Raw genomic sequence first — 21,467 nt, forward strand, 5'->3', positions numbered from 1 at the left:
CCTGAAGATGCGGGCGAGCCAGCACTGCCTCCTCGAAACGCTGGGCAACCCGAATCCCATAACAAGAAACGTTGCACCTTCAGGAGAACGCCCCCATGAGCCACCCCACGCCCCATCCCGTCGACCAGCTTCTGCCGGTGCGACAGCTCCTCACCTATGGCCTGCAACACGTGCTGGTGCTCTACGCCGGTGCAGTGGCGGTGCCGCTGATCCTCGGCAGCGCCCTGGGCCTGAGCAATGCGCAGATCGTCCTGCTGATCAACGCCAACCTGCTCACCTCCGGCATCGCCACGCTGGTCCAGACCCTGGGCTTCTGGAAATTCGGCGCGCGCCTGCCGCTGGTACAGGCCTGCTCGTTCATCGCCCTGGCGCCGATGATCATGATCGGCAAGGAGTTTGGCCTGCCCCAGGTGTTCGGCGCGGTGATCGCCGCCGGTGCCATCACCATCGCCCTGGCGCCGGTGTTCAGCCGCCTGTTGCGCTTCTTCCCACCGGTGGTGATCGGCAGCCTGATCACCATCATCGGCATCTCGCTGATGCCTGCCGCCGCCATCTGGCTCGGCGGCGGCAACCCCGGCGCGGCGGATTTCGGCGCCCCGGCCAACCTCTTGCTGGGCCTGGCCACCGTGGCCATCACCCTGGTGGTGTACGCGCGCTTTTCCGGCTTCATCGGCAACCTCGCCGTGCTCATCGGCCTGCTGCTGGGCAGCCTGCTGGCGGCGGCATGCGGCATGACCGACTTCAGCCGTGTCGGCGAGGCGGCCTGGTTCGAACTCTCCGCCCCCATGGCCTTCGGCGCGCCGCAGTTCTCGCTGACGCCGATCCTGATCATGACCCTGGCGATGCTGGTGATCATGGCCGAGACCACCGGCAACTGCCTCGCCATCGGCCAGCTCACCGGCAGGTCGATCGATGCACGCACCCTGGGCAACGCCTTCCGCGCGGACGGCCTGTCGACGGTGATCGGCGGGCTGTTCAACAGCTTCCCCTACAACGCCTTCACCCAGAACACCGGGCTGATCGCCCTGTCGCAGGTCAAGAGCCGCTTCGTGGTGACCGCGGCCGGCGGGATCATGGTGCTGATGGGCCTGTTCCCCAAGCTCGGCGCGCTGATCGCTGCCGTGCCGACGCCGGTGCTCGGCGGCGGCGCCATCGTGATGTTCGGCATGACGACCGTGGCGGGCATCCAGGAGCTGTCGCGGGTGCGCTTCGAAGGCACGCGCAACGCCATCGTGGTCGCCGTCTCGGTGAGCGTCGGCGTGCTGCCGATGTCCTTCCCCGCCCTCTTCGCCCATGCCCATGGCGCCCTGAAGCTGGTGCTGGAGAGCGGCATCTTCCTCGGCGCCATCACCGCCATCGTCCTCAACCTGCTGCTCAACGGCCGCGCGCACAGCGAGCCGCACGCCCAAAGTGCGGCCGACCTCGCCGACTGATTTCCCGCGCCCTGCGCACCCACTGCCAAGGAGTCACCCATGACCTTCACCCAACTGGTCCCTGCCGGGGTCACCGAGCTCGACCTGGAGCTGCTGCGCGAGTCCATCCGCCTTTCCCGGGAATCGCGCCAGCGCGGCCGCCATCCCTTCGCCGCCCTGGTGGCCGACCGCGACGGCAAGGTGATCGCCCGTGCCGGCAACAACTCGATGCCACCTGAAGGCGACCCGACCCAGCACGCCGAACTGGTGGCGGTGGCCGAGGCCGCGCGCCTGCTGGGCCCGGAGGAGCTGGCCGGATGCACCCTCTACACCAGTGCCGAGCCCTGCTGCATGTGCGCCGGTGCGGTGTACTGGACCGGTGTCGGGCGGGTGGTCTATGCCCTCTCGGAGCACGCGCTGCTGGGGCTGACCGGGGCCCACCCGGAGAACCCGACCTTCTCCCTGCCCTGCCGCGAGGTGTTCGCCCGGGGCCAGCGCCAGGTCACGGTGCTGGGGCCGATGCTGGAACACGAAGCGGCGGCGCCCCACGAGGGCTTCTGGACGTGAAGGGCCTTTCCATTCATGTCGTGGACGTGGCCCGTGGCTGCGTCGCCGAAGGGCTGGAGCTGCAGGTGGAGCGCCTGGAAGGCGAGCGTCGCGAGCTGATCCACGCCGGGCGCATCGGCGCTGACGGCCTGCTCGCCGGGCTGGCCGACGAAGCCGGGCGCTGCAGCGCAGGTGTCTACGAAGTCAGCCTGCAGGTGGCGGACTTCTACCGCGCCCAGGGCATGGTCCTACCCGAGCCGGCCTTCCTCGACCTGCTGGTCTACCGCTTCGGCATCGCCGATACGGGGCAGCACTACCACCTGCCCTTCAAGCTCACCGCCTGGGGCGTCTCCTGCTTCCGGGGCGGTGCCTGAGCCCGGCCTGCGCCGGGCCCCAAGCCGGCAGTTCCGTGCTTGTGCCCCTGCGGGTGCAGGCACGGAAATGCCCGCCATCGGCCCGGTCGCACCGGCTGCGGCAGGAACCGGGCAGGGTCGCTCCGGTGTCGCTGTCGGCTGGCTGCGGGTCGCATCCGGGGGGCCAGGTCGCGGGCAGGCTCGGTAGGTTGCCGGCAGGAGGACGCCAAGGCCCAGGCTGGATGCGTCCGTGACCATCGGAAGGCTCGGAGCGACCATGACCATCCAGGATATTTCCCACGCCACCTCATCCGTCGATCCGGCGACCTTGCGCAAGGTCATCGCCGCCTCGGCCATCGGCAACTTCGTCGAATGGTTCGACTTTGCCGTGTACGGTTTCCTCGCGGTGACCCTCGCCAGCCTGTTCTTCCCACCGGGCAATGCCTCCCTCGCGCTGCTGCAGACCTTCGCCGTGTTTGCCGTGTCATTCGCCCTGCGCCCGCTGGGCGGGATCGTCTTCGGCATCCTCGGGGACAAGGTCGGGCGCAAGCGCATCCTGGCCATCACGGTGTTGCTGATGGCCGCGGCCACCACCCTGATCGGCCTCTTGCCGACCTATGCCTCCATCGGCCTGCTCGCCCCGCTGTTGCTGGCCCTGGCCCGCTGCATCCAGGGCTTTTCCGCCGGCGGGGAGTACGCCGGCGCCTGCGCGTTCGTCATGGAGCACGCGCCTCCCGAGCAGAAGGCCCGGTACGGCAGCTTCGTCCCGGTGTCGACGTTCATGGCCTTCGCCGCCGCCGCAGGCATCGTGTTCGGCATGGGGCTGCTGCTGTCCGAGGCCCAGATGCAGGGCTGGGGTTGGCGCGTGCCCTTCCTGGTCGCGGCTCCCCTGGGGCTGATCGGCCTGTACATGCGCCTGCACCTGGACGAGTCGCCGGCGTTCCGTGCCCTGGCGGCGGCCCCGCAGGCCGCCCACTCGCCGTTGAAGGAAACCCTGCAGGAGCATGGCCGCACCATCCTCTGCCTGTCGGCCTTCATTTCCGCCACGGCGCTGTCGTTCTATACCTTCACCACCTACCTCACCACCTACATGCAGGTGGTCGGCGGTGCCTCGCGGCCGACCGCCCTGCTCGCCAGCCTGATGGCCCTGCTGTTCGCCGCCTTGCTGTGCCCGCTGGTGGGGCGCTATTCGGACTGGGTGGGGCGTCGGCGCACCATCGCCACGGGGTGCGCCTGCCTGATCGTCGCGGTCTACCCCGCCTTCGTGCTGGCCGCGTCGGGCAGCCTGCTGGCCGCAGCGCTGGGGGCGATGCTGCTGGCGGTGGGGGCGGTGATCTGTGGCGTGGTGACGGCCGTGCTGCTGTCCGAACAGTTCCCGACGCAGGTGCGCTACACCGCCTCGGCATTCACCTACAACCTGGCGTACACGGTCTTCGGGGGCACCGCACCGCTGGTGGCGACCTGGCTGATCGAGCAGACCGGCGACCGCCTGTCACCGGCCCTCTACCTGATCGCCATTGCGCTGCTGGCGCTGGCCGGTGGCCTGGCACTGCCGGAGTCGTCCCGACGTTCCCTGGACTACCAGCCGGAATGACAGCCGCCGCGACCCGGCACGGGCCGCCGGTGCTCAGCCCCGCAGGCGCGCGCACGAGGCTGGCGCCCTGTCGCTGAGCGGCGGCGGAACATCCCGCCCGCCTGGGGACTCGAACGTCCGGATGCCCCAGGCGAGCGGATTATTCGAACGCCGGACTTGCCGCAGCGTCAAAAATTACGCAGAGTGTAAATAGATTATGAAAACAACAGCGTCAGCGGTGAGCCTGCCGACCGACGCGCTGCCCTGCGAGTGCCTGCCATGGACCTGTACACCTACTACCGCTCCACGTCGTCCTACCGCGTACGCATCGCGCTCGCGCTGAAGGGGCTGGAGGTCCGGCACGTACCGGTCAACCTGATCCGCGACGGCGGCGAGCACCACCAGCCGGAGTACCGCGCGATCAACCCCCAGGGCCGCGTCCCCGCCCTGCGCACCGACTCCGGCGAGGTACTGATCCAGTCACCCGCCATCATCGAATACCTCGAAGAGACCCACCCGCAGCCGCCCCTGCTGCCGGGCGATGCGCTGCAGCGTGCACGCCAGCGCCAGGTCGCCGCGCTGATCGGCTGCGATATCCACCCGCTGCACAACGTCGCGGTGCTCAACCGCCTGCGCAAGATGGGCACCGACGAGGACGGCGTGAGCGCCTGGATCGGCCACTGGATCAACGAAGGCCTGGCCGCCGTCGAGGCACTGATCGGTGACGACGGTTTCTGCTTCGGCGCCCAGCCGGGCCTGGCAGACGTCTATCTGCTGCCCCAGCTCTACGCCGCCCGACGCTTTGCCGTGGACCTGGCGCCCTACCCGCGTATTCTCAGGGTCGAGCGCCTGGCCCTGGAGCACCCGGCCTTCCGCACCGCCCACCCGGACGCCCAGGCCGACAAGCCGGCCTGAGGAGCGCACATGCAGACCCTCGGTTTCAAAGTCACCATCGGCGATTTTCTCGCCCGCAGCGTGCGCGGAGTCTCCTGCGCGCCGCCCTCGCACGCCTGAATCGCCGCCGTACCGACTTTAATCCGATTCAGGCGCCGCCGCGCGCCACTGCAAGGAGCCAGAACATGGCCGACATCTTTGAAAACCCCATGGGCCTGATGGGCTTCGAATTCATCGAGCTGGCATCACCCGTGCCGAACCTGCTGGAACCGATCTTCGCCAGCATGGGCTTCACCAAGGTGGCTACCCACCGCTCCAAGGACGTGCACCTGTATCGCCAGGGCGAGATCAACCTGATCCTCAACAACGAGCCCAAGAGCCTCGCGTCCTATTTCGCCGCCGAACACGGCCCGTCCGTATGCGGCATGGCCTTCCGCGTGAAGAACGCGCACCAGGCCTACGCCCGTGCCCTGGAGCTGGGCGCCCAGCCGATCGAGATCCCCACCGGCCCGATGGAGTTGCGCCTGCCGGCGATCAAGGGCATCGGCGGCGCGCCGCTGTACCTGATCGACCGCTTCGGCGAGGGCTCGTCCATCTACGACATCGACTTCGAGTTCATCGAGGGCGTGGACCGCAACCCCAAGGGCGCGGGGCTGAAGATCATCGACCACCTCACCCACAACGTGTACCGCGGCCGCATGGCCTACTGGGCGGACTTCTACGAGAAGCTGTTCAACTTCCGCGAGATCCGCTACTTCGACATCAAGGGCGAGTACACCGGCCTGACCTCCAAGGCCATGACCGCGCCGGACGGCATGATCCGCATCCCGCTCAACGAGGAATCCTCCAAGGGCGCCGGGCAGATCGAGGAATTCCTCATGCAGTTCAACGGCGAGGGCATCCAGCACGTGGCCTTCCTCACCGACGACCTGATCAGCACCTGGGACAACCTCAAGGCCCTGGGCATGCGCTTCATGACCGCCCCGCCGACCACCTACTACGAGATGCTCGAAGGGCGCATCCCCAACCACGGCGAGCCGGTGGAGCAGCTGCAGAGCCGCGGCATCCTGCTCGACGGCTCCGCCGATGCGAACGACCGTCGCCTGCTGCTGCAGATCTTTTCGGAAACCCTGATGGGCCCGGTGTTCTTCGAGTTCATCCAGCGCAAGGGCGACGATGGCTTCGGCGAGGGCAACTTCAAGGCGCTGTTCGAATCCATCGAACGCGACCAGATCCGCCGGGGCGTGCTCGCCACCGAGTGAGTCACCGCCGCAACGAAAAAGCCCGCATCAGCGGGCTTTTTCATGGGCATCACCCGCGACTCCAGGATGGGTAGGGCGGCATCCCTCGAGCTCCGCGAACTACCACCGCACAGCGCCAACCGCATGGGTTTCGCTTCGCTCTACCCATCCTACGGACTGAACAGGGCAGATGCTCAAGCCGGACGAATGCCCGCCATGCGCGCGGTGATGGATTCGGCCGCCTGCTTCAGCAACTGCGCCGCGCGGCCGCTGGCTTCGGCCTGGAAGCCGCTGGCGGCGCCGACCACGGTGACCACCCCGGCGATCTGCTGACCCACAGCGAACACCGGTGCGGAGAGCGCGTTCACCCCCGGCATCAGCAGCCCATGCACGTGGTGCAGGCCGCTGGCGCGGATCTCGGCGATCTGCTTGCGCAGCGCCTTGGCATCGGGCACGCCGGGCAGGTTCGCCTCCTCCTCGCGCAGCGGCGCCGTCTCGGCGTCGGGCAGGTAGCTGGCGAATACCAGGCCGGTGGAGGAGCCCAGCAGCGGCAGCACGGAGCCCACGCGGGTGACCAGGGTCACCGCGCGCAGCGGTTGCTCGACATGCACCACGGTGGGCCCCTTGTTGCCCCAGACGGCGAGGAAGCAGGTTTCGTTGAGCGCATCGCGCAGCTCCGACAGCTGCGGCGTGGCGGCCCGCACCACATCCAGCCGGCCGATGGCGGCGAGGCCGACGAACAGCGCCTCACGTCCCAGGCCGTAATGGTTGGTGGCGGCGTCCTGTTCGGCGAAGCCGCTGGCGATCAGCGCCTGCAGGTAGCGGTGGACCTTGGCCGCCGGCATGCCGACATGCTCCGCCAGGCGTGACAGGGAAGTGGCCGGCGCCAGTTCGGCGAGCCCCTTGAGAATGTCGGTGCCGACTTCGGCCGCCTGCACCTTCTGCCGCTTGGGCGCCTCGGCGTCGTCCCGTTGGATGGCCATCTACTACCTCGGTTGGCAATGGAGGCGCTGTTATAGCTTGACCCCCTCAGGCTTTCAAATTACGTTATCCGTAATTCAATTACAAAAAACACAGAGGTTCTCATGAGCTCCTCGCTGCCCCTCGCCTACCAATCCGGCTTCAACAACCAGTTCACCAGCGAAGCGCTGCCGGGCGCCCTGCCCAGCGGGCAGAACTCGCCCCAGCGCGCGCCTTACGGGCTCTATGCCGAGCAGTTCTCCGGCACCGCCTTCACCGTGCCCCGCGCCGAGGCCCGCCGTACCTGGCTGTACCGCATCCGCCCGTCCGCCGCGCACCCGCGCTTCCAGCGCCTGGAGCGGCAGATTCCCGGCCGCCAGCTGGGTCCGGTCGAACCCAACCGCCTGCGCTGGGACGCCCACGACATCCCCGCCGAGCGCACCGATTTCATCGACGGCCTGCTGACCATCGCCGCCACCGCCGACCCCGAGCAGGCGTCCGGTGTCAGCGTGCACATCTACCGCGCCAACACCTCCATGCAGCGCGTGTTCTTCAACGCCGATGGCGAATGGCTGATCGTCCCCGAACAGGGCCGCCTGCGCCTGGCCACCGAGCTGGGCCTGCTGGACGTGGAGCCCCTGGAGATCGCGGTGATCCCGCGTGGCATGAAGTTCCGCGTCGAGCTGCTGGATGAGAGCGCCCGGGGCTACATCTGCGAGAACCATGGCGTCGCACTGCGCATTCCCGACCTCGGCCCCATCGGCAGCAACGGCCTGGCCAACCCGCGTGACTTCCTCGCCCCGGTGGCGCATTTCGAGGACATCGACGCCCCCGTGACCCTGGTGCAGAAGTTCCTCGGCGAGCTCTGGGCCACCGAGCTGGACCACTCGCCCCTGGACGTGGTCGCCTGGCATGGCAACAACGTGCCCTACAAGTACGACCTGCGCCTGTTCAACACCATCGGCACGGTCAGCTACGACCACCCGGACCCGTCGATCTTCACCGTGCTGACCTCACCCAGCGACACCCCCGGCATGGCCAACGTCGACTTCGTGATCTTCCCGCCGCGCTGGATGGTGGCCGAGAAGACCTTCCGCCCGCCGTGGTTCCACCGCAACCTGATGAACGAGTTCATGGGCCTGATCCAGGGCGCCTACGACGCCAAGGCCGGCGGCTTCACCCCTGGCGGTGCCTCGCTGCACAACTGCATGAGCGCCCACGGCCCGGACAACGCCAGCACCAGCGCCGCCATCAACGCGGAACTCAAGCCGCACAAGCTCGATCACACCATGGCGTTCATGTTCGAAACCGGCCGCGTGCTGCGGCCGAGCCGCCATGCCCTCGAATGCCCGCAGCTGCAGAACGACTACGACGCCTGCTGGAACGGCATGGCCAAGACCTTCAATGGCAGGAACTGACCGATGACCCAGATAGACCAACGCCGCAGCTGGATAGCCTCCGCCAACGGCCACCCCGACTTCCCCCTGCAGAACCTGCCCCTGGGCATCTTCAGCCCGGTGGGCGGCACCCCGCGTGGTGGCGTGGCCATCGGCGAGCAGATTCTCGACCTCAAGGTCGCCACCACCACCGGCCTGTTCGAAGGTGAAGCGGCGGACGCCGCGCGCGTCGCCGCCGGGGAAGACCTCAACGCCTTCTTCGCCCTCGGCGCCGACGCCCGCCGCGCCCTGCGCCGCCAGCTGCAGGAGCTGCTCGCCGAAGGCAGCCCCGCCCAGGCGCGCCTCGAAGCCCTCGGCGCCGAGCTGCTACCGGCCGCCGCCGACTGCCAGCTGCACCTGCCGGCACGCATCGGCGACTACACCGACTTCTACGTGGGCATCCACCACGCCAACAACGTCGGTCGCCTGTTCCGCCCGGACAACCCGCTGCTGCCCAACTACAAGTACGTGCCCATCGGCTACCACGGCCGCGCGTCCACCGTGTGCGTCTCCGGCACCCCGGTGCACCGCCCCAATGGCCAGACCCTGCCGCCGGGCGCCGAAGTACCGAACTTCGGCCCCAGCAAGCGCCTGGACTACGAACTGGAACTGGGCATCTGGATCGGCCAGGGCAATGCCATGGGCGAGGCCATCGCCATTGGCGAGGCGGAGCAGCACATCGCCGGCTACTGCCTGCTCAACGACTGGTCCGCACGCGACCTGCAGGCCTGGGAATACCAGCCGCTGGGCCCCTTCCTGGCGAAGAACTTCGCGACCACGGTCTCGCCCTGGGTGGTGACGGCCGAGGCCCTGGAGCCCTTCCGTACCGCCCAGCCCGCGCGCCCGGAAGGCGACCCGCAACCGCTGCCCTACCTGCTGGACGCCAACGACCAGGCCCGTGGCGCCTTCGACATCAGGCTGGAGGTGCTGCTGCAGACCGCCGCCATGCGCGAACGCGGCCAGCAGCCGCAGCGCCTGGCCCTGAGCAACACCCAGCACATGTACTGGACCGTGGCCCAACTGGTGGCGCACCACGCAGTGGGCGGCTGCAAGCTGCAGCCGGGCGACCTGTTCGGCTCCGGCACCCTGTCCGGCCCCGAGGCCGACGCCTTCGGCAGCCTGCTGGAGAGCACCTTCGGCGGCAAGCAGCCGTTGTCGCTGGCCAGCGGCGAGCAGCGCACCTTCCTGGAAAGTGGCGACGAGGTGATCCTGCGCGCCTGGTGCGAAGGCGAAGGCCGTGTCCGCATCGGCTTCGGCGAGTGCCGCGGCCGGGTGCTCTGACCCCTCCCGACGCGGGCCCACCCGGGCCCGCGCCTCTTCAGGCCAGCCCGCGCAGGGCCAGCGCCGCCATCACCAGCAGCAACACCCCGCACAACCCGTGGCTGACCCGGTGCCAGGTCGGCGAGCTGTTGCGCCGCAGCCAGTCCACCAGCGCCGCGCAGAGGAAGCAGCAGGCCAGCGAGGCCGTCATGAAGCCGGCGAAGAACACGCCGGTCTGGGCCATGTCCGGCGCACCGCCGATCATTCCCGCCATCGCCGTACCCAGGGCGCCCCAGTAGACGATGTTCTTCGGGTTGGTCAGCGAGATCGCCGCGCCGGTAAGCAGCGCACCGCGCCCCTCGTGCTCGGTGGCGCCTCCCTCCTCCGGCAGCTGCCAGGCATCGCGCAGGCTGCGCAGCCCGAGCCAGGCCAGGTAGGCCGCGCAGGCCAGGGTCAGCGGCACGCGCACCTGCTCCTGGCCGAGCAACAGGGTCAGGCCCGCCAGGCCCAGCACCGCCCAGACCGCATCGCCCACCAGGGAGCCGAACTGCACCAGCAGCGCCGGGCGGAAGCCGTGCAGCAGGCCACGACGCAGGGTTTCGGCGAGCACGGCACCGGGAGACAGGCAGAAGACCACGCCGAAGGCGAAGGCCGAGCAGAACAGCAGGAGCATGGAAACCTCAAGCGATGAACGGGACGGATGGGGGCATTCTGCCCGCGTCCCCGCCGGCGGACTTGGACAGGATTGCACTCAGGCGTTGAGCAGGCGCTTCAGCTCGCCGGGGGTGATGCCGTAGGCAGCGCGGAAGTGGCGGTTGAGGTGGCTCTGGTCGGCGAAGCCCAGGGCATGGGCCGTATCGGTGGCCGACCAGCCGGCACGCAGCAACCCACGGGCGCGACGGGTGCGCAGCTGCATGGCCCATTGCCGGGGACTGAGGCCGGTGTGCTTCTGGAAGCTGCGCAACAGGTGGAACTTGCACAGGCCCAGCTCGGCGGCCAGCTCATCGAGGCTCGGGCTGTCCTGCAGCCGCTCGGCCAGCAGTTCCTGCACCCGCGCCATCGGCCCCGCGCCCACCGCCGCCGTATCCGGCAGGGGCCCGGCGCTGCGCTGCACCAGGTGCCCGAGCCACAGCAGCAGATGCTCCTCCGCGCGTTCGCGCACCAGGGCGTCGCCGCCCAGCGCCCGCTCCACCGCGTCGGCCAGGCTGGCGGCGAGGTCGGGCTGGTGGATGCAGGCGCGTTGGAATTCCACCCGAGCCAGGCCCAGGTCATCGGCCAGCTGCTCGGCGCTCACGTAGAGGCCGACATAGCGCCAGGGCTCGCCCTCCTTCACCCCGCCGCCCTGGATCTGCCCCGGGTTGTAGAGGGTGATGTCGCCCGCACCGGCACGGAAGCTGCGCCGATCCAGCCACACCTGCTCCTCGCCCAGAAGGTTCACGCCGATGACGCACTCGTCATGGCTGTGCTTGGCGAAGGCGTGGCCGGCGCCGCTGTTGCTGGCGACTTCCAGGCGGCCGAGATAGGCCTGTCGGCTATGGAGCATGGCGGGGACTCGGGGGTCGGGAGGCGCCGAGCATAACGCCCCGGCGACTCAGCCGGCCAGAAGCAACGCCCCGCGCAGCAGCGAGTGCGCCCCCAGGGCCAGCAGGCCGAGGAAGAACAGCCGGCGGAACAGGCGCTCGCTCAGGCGCCTGCGGATGCGCCGGCCGATTTCCAGGCCCAGCAGGGCCGGCAGCAGCATCAGCCAGGTGAGGCCAAGGTCTAGCCCCGGGGGGCCGCCATGGAGGAACAGGCCGAGCCCCAGGGCCAGGGTGGCGACGATGAAGGACAGCCCGAGCGCCTGGATCAGCACCTCGCGGGGCAGGCCCAGCGCCTGCAGGTAAGGCACGGCGGGGACCACGAAGACGCCCGTAAGGCCCGTCACCAGACCGGTGAGCAGCCCCACCAGTGCCGACCAGGCGCCCTCCCGCCGCTGCGGTGTCGGCGCGTGAAAGGCCAACAGCCCAAGCCCGCCATAGGCCAGCAGGCAGGCGCCGAGCGCTGCGGGAATCCAGGGGCTGGCCGATTCGACCAGCCAGCGCGTGGTCACCAGGGTGCCCAGGGCCAGCGCCAGCAGCAGCGGCCACAGGCGACGCAGCAGCGGCAGCAGCGCCGGCCCGCCGAACAGCTGCCAGAGGTTGGTCAGAAGCGAAGGCACGAGCAGCAGTGCCGACGCCTCGCCCGGCGTCATCGCCACCGCCAGCAGGCCCATGGCCACGGTGGGCAGGCCCATGCCGAGCACGCCCTTGACCAGGCCGGCAAGCAGGAAAACCAAGAAGCAGAAGAGCAGCAGCATGGCGGATACCGATAAGGAGGATGGCGCCAGCTTGCGCGATGTCGCGCCAGGGCTGAATCTGTGATTCCCGAGCCCAGGCTACGCCCTGGACGAAGCCTGGAAGAGCACGATGCGCTACGACCTGATCGACTTGAAGCTGTTCCTCGACATCCTCGACGCCGGCAGCATCACCCGCGGCGCCGAACGCAGCCACCTGGCCCTGGCCTCGGCCAGTGCGCGCCTCAAGGGGCTGGAGGAAAGCCTCGGCATACCGCTGTTCGAGCGCCAGCGCCATGGGGTCAGCCCCACGCCGGCAGGCCGCGCCCTGGCCCATCACGCCCGTTCGGTGATGCACCAGCTGGAGCTGATGGTCGACGAACTGGGCGATTTCGCCAGCGGCCTGCGCGCGCGGGTCCGACTGCTGGGCAACACCGCCGCCCTGGCCGAGCACCTGCCTGGCGTGCTGGGTGACTTTTTGCTGGCGCACCCGCAGATCGACCTGGATATCGAGGAAAGGCCCAGCCATGCCATCGTCGAAGCGCTCAGCCGGGGCCAGGCGGACCTCGGGGTCCTGGCCGACAACACCGACCTGGCCGCCCTGGAAGCACGCCCCTTGCGCATCGACCGCCTGGTGCTGGTGACGCGCCTGGACGACGCGAGCCTCGATCACGGCCAGCCGCTGCACTTCGAGCAGTTGCTCGACCGTGCCTTCATCGGCCTGGGCCGGGACAACCCGCTGCAGCAGCACATCGCCGGCAAGGCCCTGAAAGCCGGTCGCCACCTGGACCTGCGCCTGCGGGTCAGCGATTTCGACGCGGTGCTGGGCCTGGTGGCCCGTGGCGTGGGCATCGCCCTGGTGCCCGAAGCCGCCCTGGACCGCGCCCGGGATCGCCATGCGCTGCGCACCCTGCCCCTGGCCGATGCCTGGGCCACCCGCCAGCTGCACCTCTGCGCACGGCGCTTCGATGCCCTGCCCCCGCCCGCTGCGCGCCTGGCCGAGGCCTTGCTCGGCAGCTGACAGGCAAAGAAAAGGCCGCCCGAAGGCGGCCGCAAGTGAATCAGGAGCACGATGTGTAGGCACAAGTCTAGGGCCCGATGACGACCGATTCATGTCGACGAGGTGACCGTTGCATGACGAAAGCCGCACAGGCGCACAGGGCCCGGGCCGTCTAACCTTCGTTCCCGTAGCGGCGGGCGATGCGCCCCCTCAAGCGATTGGAGAACCCCATGCGATCGATCAAGCACCTGCTGGGCGGCGCCCTGCTCGCCGGCGCGTTGCTGGCCCAGGGCGCAACGACGGACCCGCACGAGCCGATCCACTTCGGCGACCTGACATGGGAAAGCGGCAGCCTGATCACCGAGATCCTCCGCCTGGTGGTCGAGAAGGGCTACGGCTACCCGACGGACACCCTGCCCGGCAGCACCGTCAGCCTGGAAACCGCGCTGGCCCAGGACGACATCCAGGTCATAGGCGAGGAATGGCCGGGGCGCAGCCCGGTGTGGGTCAAAGCCGAGCAGGAGGGCAAGGTGTTCGCCTTGGGCGACATCGTCAAGAACGCCGACGAAGGCTGGTGGGTGCCGGCCTATGTGGTGGAGGGCGACGCCGGGCGGGGCATCGAGGCGGCGGCACCGGGGTTGCGCTCGGTGCAGGACCTGCCGCGCTACAAGGCGCTGTTCCGCGACCCGGAAGCGCCGGACAAGGGGCGCTTCCTCAACAGCCCCACCGGCTGGACCTCCGAGACGGTCAACAGCCAGAAGCTCAAGGCCTATGGGCTCGAAGGCAGCTACGTGAACTTCCGCACCGGCTCAGGAGCGGCCCTGGACGCGGAAATCGTCTCCGCCATCCGCCGTGGCCAGCCGGTGCTGTTCTACTACTGGTCGCCGACGCCCCTGCTTGGCCGCTACAAGCTGATCAAGCTGGAGGAGCCGCCCTTCGATGCCGAGGCCTGGAAGACCCTGGCCGACGCCAGCAACCCCAACCCGCGTGGCACCCGCTCATTGCCGGCGCGCCTGGCGATCGGCGTATCCGCCCCCTTCCGCCAGCGCTACCCGCACCTGGTGGAGATGTTCGCCAAGGTGGACCTGCCCATCGACGGCCTGAACCAGGCACTGGCAACCATGAGCGAGAAACGCCAGCCACCTCGCGACGCTGCGCGTGACTACCTGCGCGCCCATCCCGATGTCTGGAAGAACTGGCTGCCCGAAGAAGCCCGCGCCAAGGTGGCTGCCGGGCTCTGAGGGCAAAAGACGCACAAACGAAAACGCCGCTCGTATGAGCGGCGTTTTCGTTTTACTGGAGCGGGAAACGAGACTCGAACTCGCGACCCCGACCTTGGCAAGGTCGTGCTCTACCAACTGAGCTATTCCCGCATGAAAATGGCGTCCCCTAGGGGACTCGAACCCCTGTTACCGCCGTGAAAGGGCGGTGTCCTAGGCCACTAGACGAAGGGGACAGGTAAAACCTGGCAAGCATCGCTTGTGAAACTGGAGCGGGAAACGAGACTCGAACTCGCGACCCCGACCTTGGCAAGGTCGTGCTCTACCAACTGAGCTATTCCCGCGTGAAACTGGCGTCCCCTAGGGGACTCGAACCCCTGTTACCGCCGTGAAAGGGCGGTGTCCTAGGCCACTAGACGAAGGGGACAAACAACACTCAACAAGCATTGCTTGAAAATCTGGAGCGGGAAACGAGACTCGAACTCGCGACCCCGACCTTGGCAAGGTCGTGCTCTACCAACTGAGCTATTCCCGCATTGCAACTACAACGTAACGCCAGAAAGTGGCGTCCCCTAGGGGACTCGAACCCCTGTTACCGCCGTGAAAGGGCGGTGTCCTAGGCCACTAGACGAAGGGGACGCGGCCCGGAGCTTACAACAGCTTTAACGCTTTCTTCCGGCCTTCGTCGCTTTTGCCCTCAGGCTTCGCGTCGAAGTGGCGCGCATTCTAGGGAGCGTTTTAACACCCGTCAACCCTTCGGCAAAAAACTTTTAAAATCAAAGGGTTCAGGTCAAAAACTGACACGGAGCTATCAGCAGGGTGGCCAACCCTCTACACTCCCGCAGAAAACGCACACGGGAGCTGTATAAAGATGTCGCCACTCGTGATCACCCTGATGGTGATAGCCGGCCTGGTCGTACTGCTGATCATCGGCTACGCCAACCACATGGTAGAAGCCAGCAAGTTGGAGAAAGCGCGCCTGCGCGCCGACCTCAACGACAGGCTGCGCCGTACCAGCGCCCTCTCCGACAGCCTGCCCGGCCAGTTCATGACGCCTGAACTGAAACTGCAGCTGACCCGCCTGCAACTGCTGTTCTGCGAGCGGCTGCTGCCGCTGGACAAGGGCAATGCGCAGCTCAAGGTCAAGGCCGAGGAACTGCGCGGCCTGGTGGCCCAGGGCGAGGCGATGCCGATCCGCAACGCGCCCCTGAAGATCGCCAATGAAGCCCAGGCCAAGGAGATCCGCTTCCAGCTGGAAACCCTGCACGGCCAACTGACCCGCTCCGCCAAGGACGGGTTCATGCCGGTGAACGATGCCAAGCGCTGGGTCAACGAGATCCGCGCAATGCTGGTGCAACTGCATATCGAGTTCTTCACCAACCTCGGCCTCCAGGCCCTGCAGGAAGGCCAGCCACGCCAGGCACGCCTGGCCTTCGAACGCGGCGTGCAGTACCTGCAGAAACAGCCGGACCCCGCCCGCTACCAGAACCAGCTGCAGCAGTTGCAGAACCAGTTGGCCCGCGCCAATGCCCTGGCCCTGGACAAGCAGCCGGCCGCCGACGAACCCAGCGAGCTCGGCGAAGCGCTGAAATCCCTGGACGATGAAGACACCTGGAAGAAGAAGAACATCTACGACTGACAGGCTCCGCTCAGACAAGGACCCCCACGATGAGCATCACCCTCTACGGCGCCCCGCTCTCCCCCTTCGTGCGCAAGGTGCGCCTCTTCCTCCTTGAAAAGGGCATCGACTACCAGCTCGAGATCATCACGCCCTTCGGCCAGCCCGCCTGGTATCGCGAACTGAACCCGCTGGGGCGCATCCCGGCGATGCGCGACGGTGACTTCACCCTCGCCGACTCCAGCGTCATCTGCCAGTACCTGGAGGACAAGCACGCCGACCTGCCGCCGCTCTATGGCCGCGACGCCGAGCAGCGCGCCCGGGTGCGCTGGCTGGAGAAGTACGCCGATTACGAGTTGGCACCGCTGACCACCTTCTGCGTGTTCCGCAACCGCGCGCTCAAGCCGACCATGGGCCAGCCCTGTGACGAGGCGGCCGTGCAGGCGGCGCTGCAGGACAAGCTGCCGCAGCATTTCGACTATCTGGAAAAGACCCTGGGCGATGCCGAGTACTTCGTCGGCGCCGAGCTCACCCTGGCGGACCTGGCCCTGTGCTGCCAGCTGATCAACATGGAGCACGGCACCGAGCTGCTGGACAGCGGCCGCTGGCCGGCCCTGGCGGCGCACTACCAGCGCATCCGCGCGCGGGAATCGGTGCAGACGGTTCTGCCTGGCGAGCAGCGCACCTTGGCGAAGCTCAGCGGCAAGGCCTGACTGCCCTGCTCCCCCTGAGAAGCCCGGCGATTGCCGGGCTTTTCCTTGGCGCGCCATCAAGAAAAAGCCCGGCCTGAGCCGGGCTTCGCACAAGTGGAACCGCGTCGATCAGCAATCGGTCAGGCGCAGGAAAATCGCCGCCAGGTGCTCGATGCCGGCCTGGTCCTGCTCCTTGAAGCGGCCGATGCTCGGGCTGTCGAGGTCGAGCACGCCGATCAGCCTGCCGTCCTTGACCAGGGGCACCACCAGTTCGCTGTTGGACGCGCTGTCGCAGGCGATGTGGCCGGGGAAGGCATGCACGTCCTCGACACGCTGGGTCTCGCGGGTGCGTGCCGCAGCACCACAGACGCCCCGGGTGAAGGGGATGCGCACGCAGGCGACCTTGCCCTGGAAGGGGCCGAGCACCAGTTCTTCCTGTTTGTTCAGGTAGAAGCCGGCCCAGTTCAGTTCGGGCAGCTCGTTATAGAGGAAGGCGGAAAACTGCGAGGCATTGGCGATGAAATCGCGCTCGTCGGCGAGCAGCGACTCCAGTTGGGCCGCCAGCAGGGCGTAGCCCTCCAGGCCGGCGCCGGCTTGTTGCAGGTCGATCATGGGGAGGTCTCCAGCAGCGCCCGGCCAACCCATTGGCGGGCGAATTGATAGGCGCAACGGCCATTGCGGTTGCCGCGCCCAAGGGCCCAGCGGATGGCCGCCTTCTCCAGCTCCTCGTTCCACTCCCAGGCCAGCCCGGCGGGGGCCAGGGACTCGATCCAGTGGCGCACCACGGCGAGGAAGTGCTCCTGGGTGAAGGGGTAGAAGGACAGCCAGAGGCCGAAGCGGTCGGACAGGGCGATCTTGTCTTCCACCGCCTCATTGGGGTGCAGCTCGCCGCCGACCATCTGCCAGTGCTCGTTGTCGCTCTCCTTCTCCGGCACCAGGTGGCGGCGGTTGGAGGTGGCGTAGAGCAGCACGTTGTCCGGTGCACGCTCGAGCGAGCCGTCGAGCACGCTCTTGAGCACGCGGTAGTCACCTTCACCGGACTCGAAGGAGAGGTCGTCGCAGAACATCACGAAGCGTTGCGGCAGCTTGGCCACCAGCTCGACCACGCGCGGCAGGTCGGCGAGATGATCACGCTCGATCTCGATCAGGCGCAGGCCGACGCCCGCGTGGGCGGCCAGCAGCGCGCGCACCAGGGACGACTTGCCGGTGCCCCGGGCGCCCCACAGCAGCGCATGGTTGGCGGGCAGGCCATCGACGAACTGGCGGGTATTGCGCGCCAACTGCTCACGCTGGGCATCGACGCCGATCAGGTCGGTGAGGTTGAGGTCGAGGCTGACTTCCAGCGGCTGCAGGTAGCCGCCACGCCCCTCGCGGTGCCAGCGCGCGGCGAGGCAGTCGCTCCAGTCGATCTCGGGGCGCAGGGCAGGCAGCAGGGGCTCCAGGCGCGCGAGCACGGCATCGGCGCGTTCGAGGAAGGCATTCAAACGGGAATCCACAATAAACTCCTTGATTGAGCTCGGAGAGCCGGGCTGTCGGCAGGCGGGATAGGCTATGCTTGGCAGGCCCACGGAACAAGGCCAAATCTTCTCGCCCATGGATATCCCGCTGACCCAACGCCTGTCGTTCAAGCAGGCCAGCATCACCGTGCTGGTGGCGTTCGTACTCGGGACACTCCTCAGCATCATCCAGGTCGGCATCGACTACGCCAGCGAGAACGCCTCGCTGGAGCGCGAGATCAATGCCCTGCTGGAAATCAGCCACAATCCCGCTGCCCGCATCGCCTACAACATCGACGCCGAACTGGCCCAGGAACTGGTGCTGGGACTGCTGCGCTCGCCGGCGGTGATCCGCGCCGAGATCATCGACAACAGCGGCACCGTGCTCGCCAGCGTCAACCGCCCGCGCACCGAGAGCGACTACCGCATCTTCAGCGACTTCCTGTTCGGCGAGCGTCGCGACTTCCAGGACCCGCTGTACATCGCCCACGCCCCCTCGGAGACCCTCGGCCTGCTGCGCCTGGAGGTGGACACCTTCGCCTTCGGCAACCACTTCCTGCGCCGCTCCATGCTCACCCTGCTGTCGGGCTTCGTCCGCAGCCTGTTGCTGTCGCTGATCCTCCTGGTGCTCTTCTACAGCATGCTCACCAAGCCCCTGGTGGGCCTGATCCGCGCCCTCAGCGAAGGTGACTCGCGCAATCCGGTGGACAACCGCCTGCCCTGCCCGCCCGGCCATGAACAGGACGAGATCGGCGTGCTGGTGGATGTGATCAACCGCCAGTTGGCCAACCTCTTCGCCGAGATGGAACAGCGCCGCGATGCCGAGGATCGCCTGACCCAGTACCTCGCCGAGCTGGAGAACATCGTCTCGGCGCGTACCGCCGAGCTCAAAGCCACCAACAGCCGCCTCAGCCAGTCCAACCAGGAACTGGACATGGCCCGCACCCACGCCATTGAAACCGCCCAGGCCCGTGCCACCTTCCTGGCCAACATGAGCCATGAGATCCGCACCCCGCTCAACGGCCTGCTCGGCATGCTCTCGCTGACCCTGGACAGCCCCCTGAACCCCGAGCAGCGCCAACAGCTGACCATCGCCCACGACTCGGGCAACGTGCTGGTCGAGCTGCTCAACGACATCCTCGACCTGTCCAAGTTCGAGGCCGGCCAACTGGAGCTGGAGGCCATCCCCTTCGACCTCGGCGTGCTGGTGGAAGACACCGCCAGCCTGCTCTCGCAGAACGCCGCACCCGGCGTGGAACTGAGCTGCCTGATCGACCCGCGCATGCCTTCGCTAGTGGTCGGCGACCCGACGCGGGTCCGGCAGATCGTCAGCAACCTGCTGTCCAACGCCCTCAAGTTCACCCGCTTCGGCCGCGTCGACCTGCGCGTCACGCCCACGGCCGAGGGCGTGACCGTCAGCGTGCGCGACACCGGCATCGGCATCTCCAGCGAGGCCATGCCCAAGCTGTTCCAGCCCTTCGCCCAGGCTGGCGCCGGCATCACCCGCCAGTTCGGCGGCACCGGGCTCGGTCTCGCCCTCACCCGGCGCCTCTGCGAGGCCATGAACGGCAAGCTGCACGTGCGCTCGGAAGAAGGCATCGGCAGCCTGTTCAGTGCCGAGCTGCCGCTGGCCAGCCATGCCGACGCCACGCCGGCACCGGCGCTGCAGGGGCGCGTCATCGCCCTGTGCGCCGCAGGCAGCGGCCTGGCCGAATTGCTGAAGACCTGGCTGCCGGCCTGGGGCATCAACTACCAGCGACGCGATGTCGATACCAGCCTGGCGGGCCAGGTGTTCGACCAGGTCATCACCGACTCGCCGGAACAACTGCAGCGCCTGCGCGGCGAAAGCACGGCGCCGATCCTGCTGATCACCGGCTACGGCAACTTCATCCAGGGCGAACAGGCCGCCCCGCTCGCGCCCCTGCAGCAGCTAGCCCGACCGCTGGCCCGCTCGGCGCTTTACCAGGCACTGCGCCGCAGCCTGCAGGCCCAGCCGGACGAACCCGCCCCCGCACCCACACCGAAGCAGCGCCTGGCGCGCTCGGCCCGCGTGCTGCTGGTGGAAGACAACGCGGTGAACCAACTGGTGGCCAAGGGCATGCTCGGCAAGCTGGGCTGCGAGGTGCTGATCGCCGCCCACGGGGGCGAGGCCCTGCAGATGCTCGCCGAAGAGCCCGTGGACCTGGTTCTGATGGACTGCAACATGCCGATCATGGATGGCTACGAGGCCACCCGGCGTATCCGCCAGAGCGGCAACTGGCCGGGCCTGCCCATCGTCGCACTGACCGCCAATGCCCTGCCGGACGAACGCGAACGTTGCCGCGCCGCCGGCATGGACGACTACCTGGCCAAGCCCTTCCGCCGGGAAGAGCTGGTCGCCCTGCTGGACAACTGGCTGCCGGCTACCCAGCCAACCCAGTGAAGCGCCCGAGCAGTTCGGACAACCGGCTGCGCAGCTCCACCATCTCGTTGAGGTCCAGACCGCTGCTGCAGATCAGCTCCGCGCGCAGCGCCGGCACCTGCTCGCGCAGCGCGACGCCGGATTCGCTCAAGCCCAGGTGCACCTCGCGCTCGTCATGGGCCGCGCGACGGCGCAGTACATGGCCGAGCTGCTCGAGGCGCTTGAGCAGCGGCGTCAGGGTGCCGGAGTCCAGCATCAGACGCTCGCCCAGGGCTTTAACCGTAGGCTGCTCAGGCGACGCGGCATGCCATTCCCAGAGCACCAGCATGACCAGGTACTGCGGGTAGGTCAGGCCCAGCTGTTCGAGCAGGGGCCGGTAGCCGCGGATCACGGCGCGCGAGGCGGCGTAGAGCTTGAAGCACAGCTGGTTGTCCAGCAGCAGTTCGGCTTCGGGCGATTCGGGCAGGGTCATTTCAGCAGCGCTTCGATCTCGGCGGTGAGTTCTTCCGGCTTGGTGGTCGGCGCGAAACGCTTCACCTGGCGACCTTCGCCATCGATCAGGAACTTGGTGAAGTTCCACTTGATGCCCTTGCTGCCCAGGAGGCCCGGCGCGCGGTTCTTCAGCTCGACATAGAGCGGGTGGGCGTCGGCACCGTTGACGTCGATCTTCTTGAACAGCGGGAAGCTGACGCCGAAGTTCAGCTCGCAGAACTCGGAGATGGCGCCCTCGTCACCCGGCTCCTGCTTGCCGAACTGGTTGCAGGGGAAGCCGAGCACCACCAGGCCCTTGTCCTTGTATTGCTGCCAGATGCTCTCAAGGCCCTTGTACTGCGGGGTGAAGCCGCACTTGCTCGCGGTGTTGACCACCAGCACGGCCTTGCCGCCGAAATCGGCCAGCGTCTTCTGCTCGCCCTTGATGGTGGTGACGGGGATATCGAAAAGCTTCGCGCTCATGTGATGTGCCTGCGATTGGGGGATGACGGCGACAAAATAGCTCGCAATTGAATTGCGTGCAATTTAATTGCAATGAAAAAGGCCCGCGCATCGGGCGGGC

The 21,467-nt window shown here is 67.8% G+C and carries 21 protein-coding genes and 6 tRNA genes; 13 read left to right on the plus strand and 14 right to left on the minus strand.

The window, feature by feature from the left end:
- Nucleotides 1-95: 95 nt before the first annotated feature.
- From DMX10_RS06585 to hppD, 6 genes are all read left to right on the plus strand, one after another.
- Nucleotides 96-1,433, plus strand: coding sequence for a nucleobase:cation symporter-2 family protein (locus DMX10_RS06585; RefSeq protein WP_111260346.1), 1,338 nt, complete (start codon nucleotides 96-98; stop codon nucleotides 1,431-1,433).
- A gap of 39 nt (nucleotides 1,434-1,472) precedes the next feature.
- Complete coding sequence (locus tag DMX10_RS06590) at nucleotides 1,473-1,979, plus strand: nucleoside deaminase (protein WP_111260347.1); 507 nt, start codon at nucleotides 1,473-1,475, stop codon at nucleotides 1,977-1,979.
- Nucleotides 1,976-2,332 carry a hydroxyisourate hydrolase gene (locus tag DMX10_RS06595; protein ID WP_111260348.1) on the plus strand — a complete coding sequence of 119 codons (357 nt, stop codon included), beginning with the start codon at nucleotides 1,976-1,978 and terminating at the stop codon, nucleotides 2,330-2,332. The genes DMX10_RS06590 and DMX10_RS06595 overlap by 4 nt, the downstream gene beginning before the upstream one ends.
- Nucleotides 2,333-2,588: 256 nt before the next feature.
- Complete coding sequence (locus DMX10_RS06600) at nucleotides 2,589-3,905, plus strand: MFS transporter (protein ID WP_111260349.1); 1,317 nt, start codon at nucleotides 2,589-2,591, stop codon at nucleotides 3,903-3,905.
- Nucleotides 3,906-4,163: 258 nt separating this feature from the next.
- Entirely contained in the window at nucleotides 4,164-4,799 is a 636-nt protein-coding gene (gene maiA, locus DMX10_RS06605) for a maleylacetoacetate isomerase (RefSeq protein WP_111260350.1), read from the plus strand.
- A gap of 164 nt (nucleotides 4,800-4,963) precedes the next feature.
- Nucleotides 4,964-6,040 carry a 4-hydroxyphenylpyruvate dioxygenase gene (gene hppD, locus DMX10_RS06610; RefSeq protein WP_111260351.1) on the plus strand — a complete coding sequence of 359 codons (1,077 nt, stop codon included), beginning with the start codon at nucleotides 4,964-4,966 and terminating at the stop codon, nucleotides 6,038-6,040.
- A 173-nt stretch (nucleotides 6,041-6,213) separates the two neighbouring features.
- Here the strand turns inward: hppD and DMX10_RS06615 are convergent, their stop codons facing one another.
- On the minus strand, nucleotides 6,214-7,002 hold the full coding sequence (locus DMX10_RS06615; protein WP_111260352.1) for an IclR family transcriptional regulator: 789 nt from the start codon (nucleotides 7,000-7,002) through the stop codon (nucleotides 6,214-6,216).
- Between the two features lie 102 nt (nucleotides 7,003-7,104).
- Between DMX10_RS06615 and hmgA the strand changes: the two genes are divergently transcribed.
- The gene (gene hmgA / locus DMX10_RS06620) at nucleotides 7,105-8,397 is read left to right on the plus strand and encodes a homogentisate 1,2-dioxygenase (protein ID WP_111260353.1); all 1,293 of its coding nucleotides are present in this window, start codon (nucleotides 7,105-7,107) and stop codon (nucleotides 8,395-8,397) included.
- Nucleotides 8,398-8,400: 3 nt separating this feature from the next.
- Nucleotides 8,401-9,696: a fumarylacetoacetase gene (fahA, locus tag DMX10_RS06625; protein WP_111260354.1), complete on the plus strand. Its 1,296-nt coding sequence runs from the start codon at nucleotides 8,401-8,403 to the stop codon at nucleotides 9,694-9,696.
- 37 nt (nucleotides 9,697-9,733) lie between these two features.
- Here the strand turns inward: fahA and DMX10_RS06630 are convergent, their stop codons facing one another.
- From DMX10_RS06630 to DMX10_RS06640, 3 genes are all read right to left on the minus strand, one after another.
- Nucleotides 9,734-10,348, minus strand: a complete 615-nt coding sequence (locus tag DMX10_RS06630; RefSeq protein WP_111260355.1) for a LysE family transporter — start codon at nucleotides 10,346-10,348, stop codon at nucleotides 9,734-9,736.
- Between the two features lie 78 nt (nucleotides 10,349-10,426).
- Nucleotides 10,427-11,218: an AraC family transcriptional regulator gene (locus DMX10_RS06635; RefSeq protein ID WP_111260356.1), complete on the minus strand. Its 792-nt coding sequence runs from the start codon at nucleotides 11,216-11,218 to the stop codon at nucleotides 10,427-10,429.
- A 48-nt stretch (nucleotides 11,219-11,266) separates the two neighbouring features.
- Nucleotides 11,267-12,010 (minus strand): TSUP family transporter, encoded by a 744-nt coding sequence (locus tag DMX10_RS06640; protein ID WP_111260357.1) that lies wholly within the window; start codon nucleotides 12,008-12,010, stop codon nucleotides 11,267-11,269.
- A gap of 109 nt (nucleotides 12,011-12,119) precedes the next feature.
- Here DMX10_RS06640 and DMX10_RS06645 point away from each other — a divergent pair, with 109 nt between their 5' ends.
- The gene (locus DMX10_RS06645; protein ID WP_111260358.1) at nucleotides 12,120-13,007 is read left to right on the plus strand and encodes a LysR substrate-binding domain-containing protein; all 888 of its coding nucleotides are present in this window, start codon (nucleotides 12,120-12,122) and stop codon (nucleotides 13,005-13,007) included.
- Nucleotides 13,008-13,216: 209 nt separating this feature from the next.
- Entirely contained in the window at nucleotides 13,217-14,227 is a 1,011-nt protein-coding gene (locus tag DMX10_RS06650) for an ABC transporter substrate-binding protein (RefSeq protein WP_111260359.1), read from the plus strand.
- A gap of 56 nt (nucleotides 14,228-14,283) precedes the next feature.
- Here DMX10_RS06650 and DMX10_RS06655 read toward each other — a convergent pair.
- The 6 genes from DMX10_RS06655 to DMX10_RS06680 form a co-directional block, all read right to left on the minus strand.
- Nucleotides 14,284-14,359 (minus strand) — tRNA-Gly (locus tag DMX10_RS06655).
- Between the two features lie 7 nt (nucleotides 14,360-14,366).
- Nucleotides 14,367-14,442 (minus strand) — tRNA-Glu (locus tag DMX10_RS06660).
- A gap of 32 nt (nucleotides 14,443-14,474) precedes the next feature.
- Nucleotides 14,475-14,550 (minus strand) — tRNA-Gly (locus DMX10_RS06665).
- A gap of 7 nt (nucleotides 14,551-14,557) precedes the next feature.
- A tRNA-Glu gene (locus DMX10_RS06670) sits at nucleotides 14,558-14,633 on the minus strand.
- A 32-nt stretch (nucleotides 14,634-14,665) separates the two neighbouring features.
- Nucleotides 14,666-14,741, minus strand: a tRNA-Gly gene (locus DMX10_RS06675).
- Between the two features lie 28 nt (nucleotides 14,742-14,769).
- A tRNA-Glu gene (locus tag DMX10_RS06680) sits at nucleotides 14,770-14,845 on the minus strand.
- A gap of 232 nt (nucleotides 14,846-15,077) precedes the next feature.
- On the opposite strand from DMX10_RS06680, the gene DMX10_RS06685 reads away from it, so the two are divergent.
- Together DMX10_RS06685 and DMX10_RS06690 are read left to right on the plus strand one after the other, a co-directional pair.
- Nucleotides 15,078-15,845 carry a hypothetical protein gene (locus DMX10_RS06685; RefSeq protein WP_111260360.1) on the plus strand — a complete coding sequence of 256 codons (768 nt, stop codon included), beginning with the start codon at nucleotides 15,078-15,080 and terminating at the stop codon, nucleotides 15,843-15,845.
- A 29-nt stretch (nucleotides 15,846-15,874) separates the two neighbouring features.
- A complete protein-coding gene (locus DMX10_RS06690; RefSeq protein ID WP_111260361.1) occupies nucleotides 15,875-16,537 on the plus strand; it encodes a glutathione S-transferase family protein in 663 nt (220 codons plus the stop codon).
- 108 nt (nucleotides 16,538-16,645) lie between these two features.
- Here the strand turns inward: DMX10_RS06690 and DMX10_RS06695 are convergent, their stop codons facing one another.
- Entirely contained in the window at nucleotides 16,646-17,128 is a 483-nt protein-coding gene (locus tag DMX10_RS06695) for a GAF domain-containing protein (protein ID WP_111260362.1), read from the minus strand.
- Nucleotides 17,125-18,012 (minus strand): ATP-binding protein, encoded by an 888-nt coding sequence (locus DMX10_RS06700; RefSeq protein ID WP_111260363.1) that lies wholly within the window; start codon nucleotides 18,010-18,012, stop codon nucleotides 17,125-17,127. The genes DMX10_RS06695 and DMX10_RS06700 overlap by 4 nt, the downstream gene beginning before the upstream one ends.
- Nucleotides 18,013-18,067: 55 nt before the next feature.
- Here DMX10_RS06700 and DMX10_RS06705 point away from each other — a divergent pair, with 55 nt between their 5' ends.
- A complete protein-coding gene (locus tag DMX10_RS06705) occupies nucleotides 18,068-20,434 on the plus strand; it encodes an ATP-binding protein (RefSeq protein ID WP_236206818.1) in 2,367 nt (788 codons plus the stop codon).
- Here the strand turns inward: DMX10_RS06705 and DMX10_RS06710 are convergent.
- Together DMX10_RS06710 and DMX10_RS06715 are read right to left on the minus strand one after the other, a co-directional pair.
- The gene (locus DMX10_RS06710) at nucleotides 20,415-20,885 is read right to left on the minus strand and encodes a MarR family winged helix-turn-helix transcriptional regulator (RefSeq protein WP_111260365.1); all 471 of its coding nucleotides are present in this window, start codon (nucleotides 20,883-20,885) and stop codon (nucleotides 20,415-20,417) included. The genes DMX10_RS06705 and DMX10_RS06710 overlap by 20 nt on opposite strands.
- Nucleotides 20,882-21,367, minus strand: coding sequence for a glutathione peroxidase (locus DMX10_RS06715; protein WP_111260366.1), 486 nt, complete (start codon nucleotides 21,365-21,367; stop codon nucleotides 20,882-20,884). Before DMX10_RS06715 ends, DMX10_RS06710 begins: the two co-directional genes overlap by 4 nt.
- Nucleotides 21,368-21,467: the final 100 nt, after the last annotated feature.

Origin of the sequence: Pseudomonas sp. 57B-090624 (assembly GCF_003234055.1) — a bacterium.
GTDB classification, from domain to species: domain Bacteria; phylum Pseudomonadota; class Gammaproteobacteria; order Pseudomonadales; family Pseudomonadaceae; genus Metapseudomonas; species Metapseudomonas tohonis.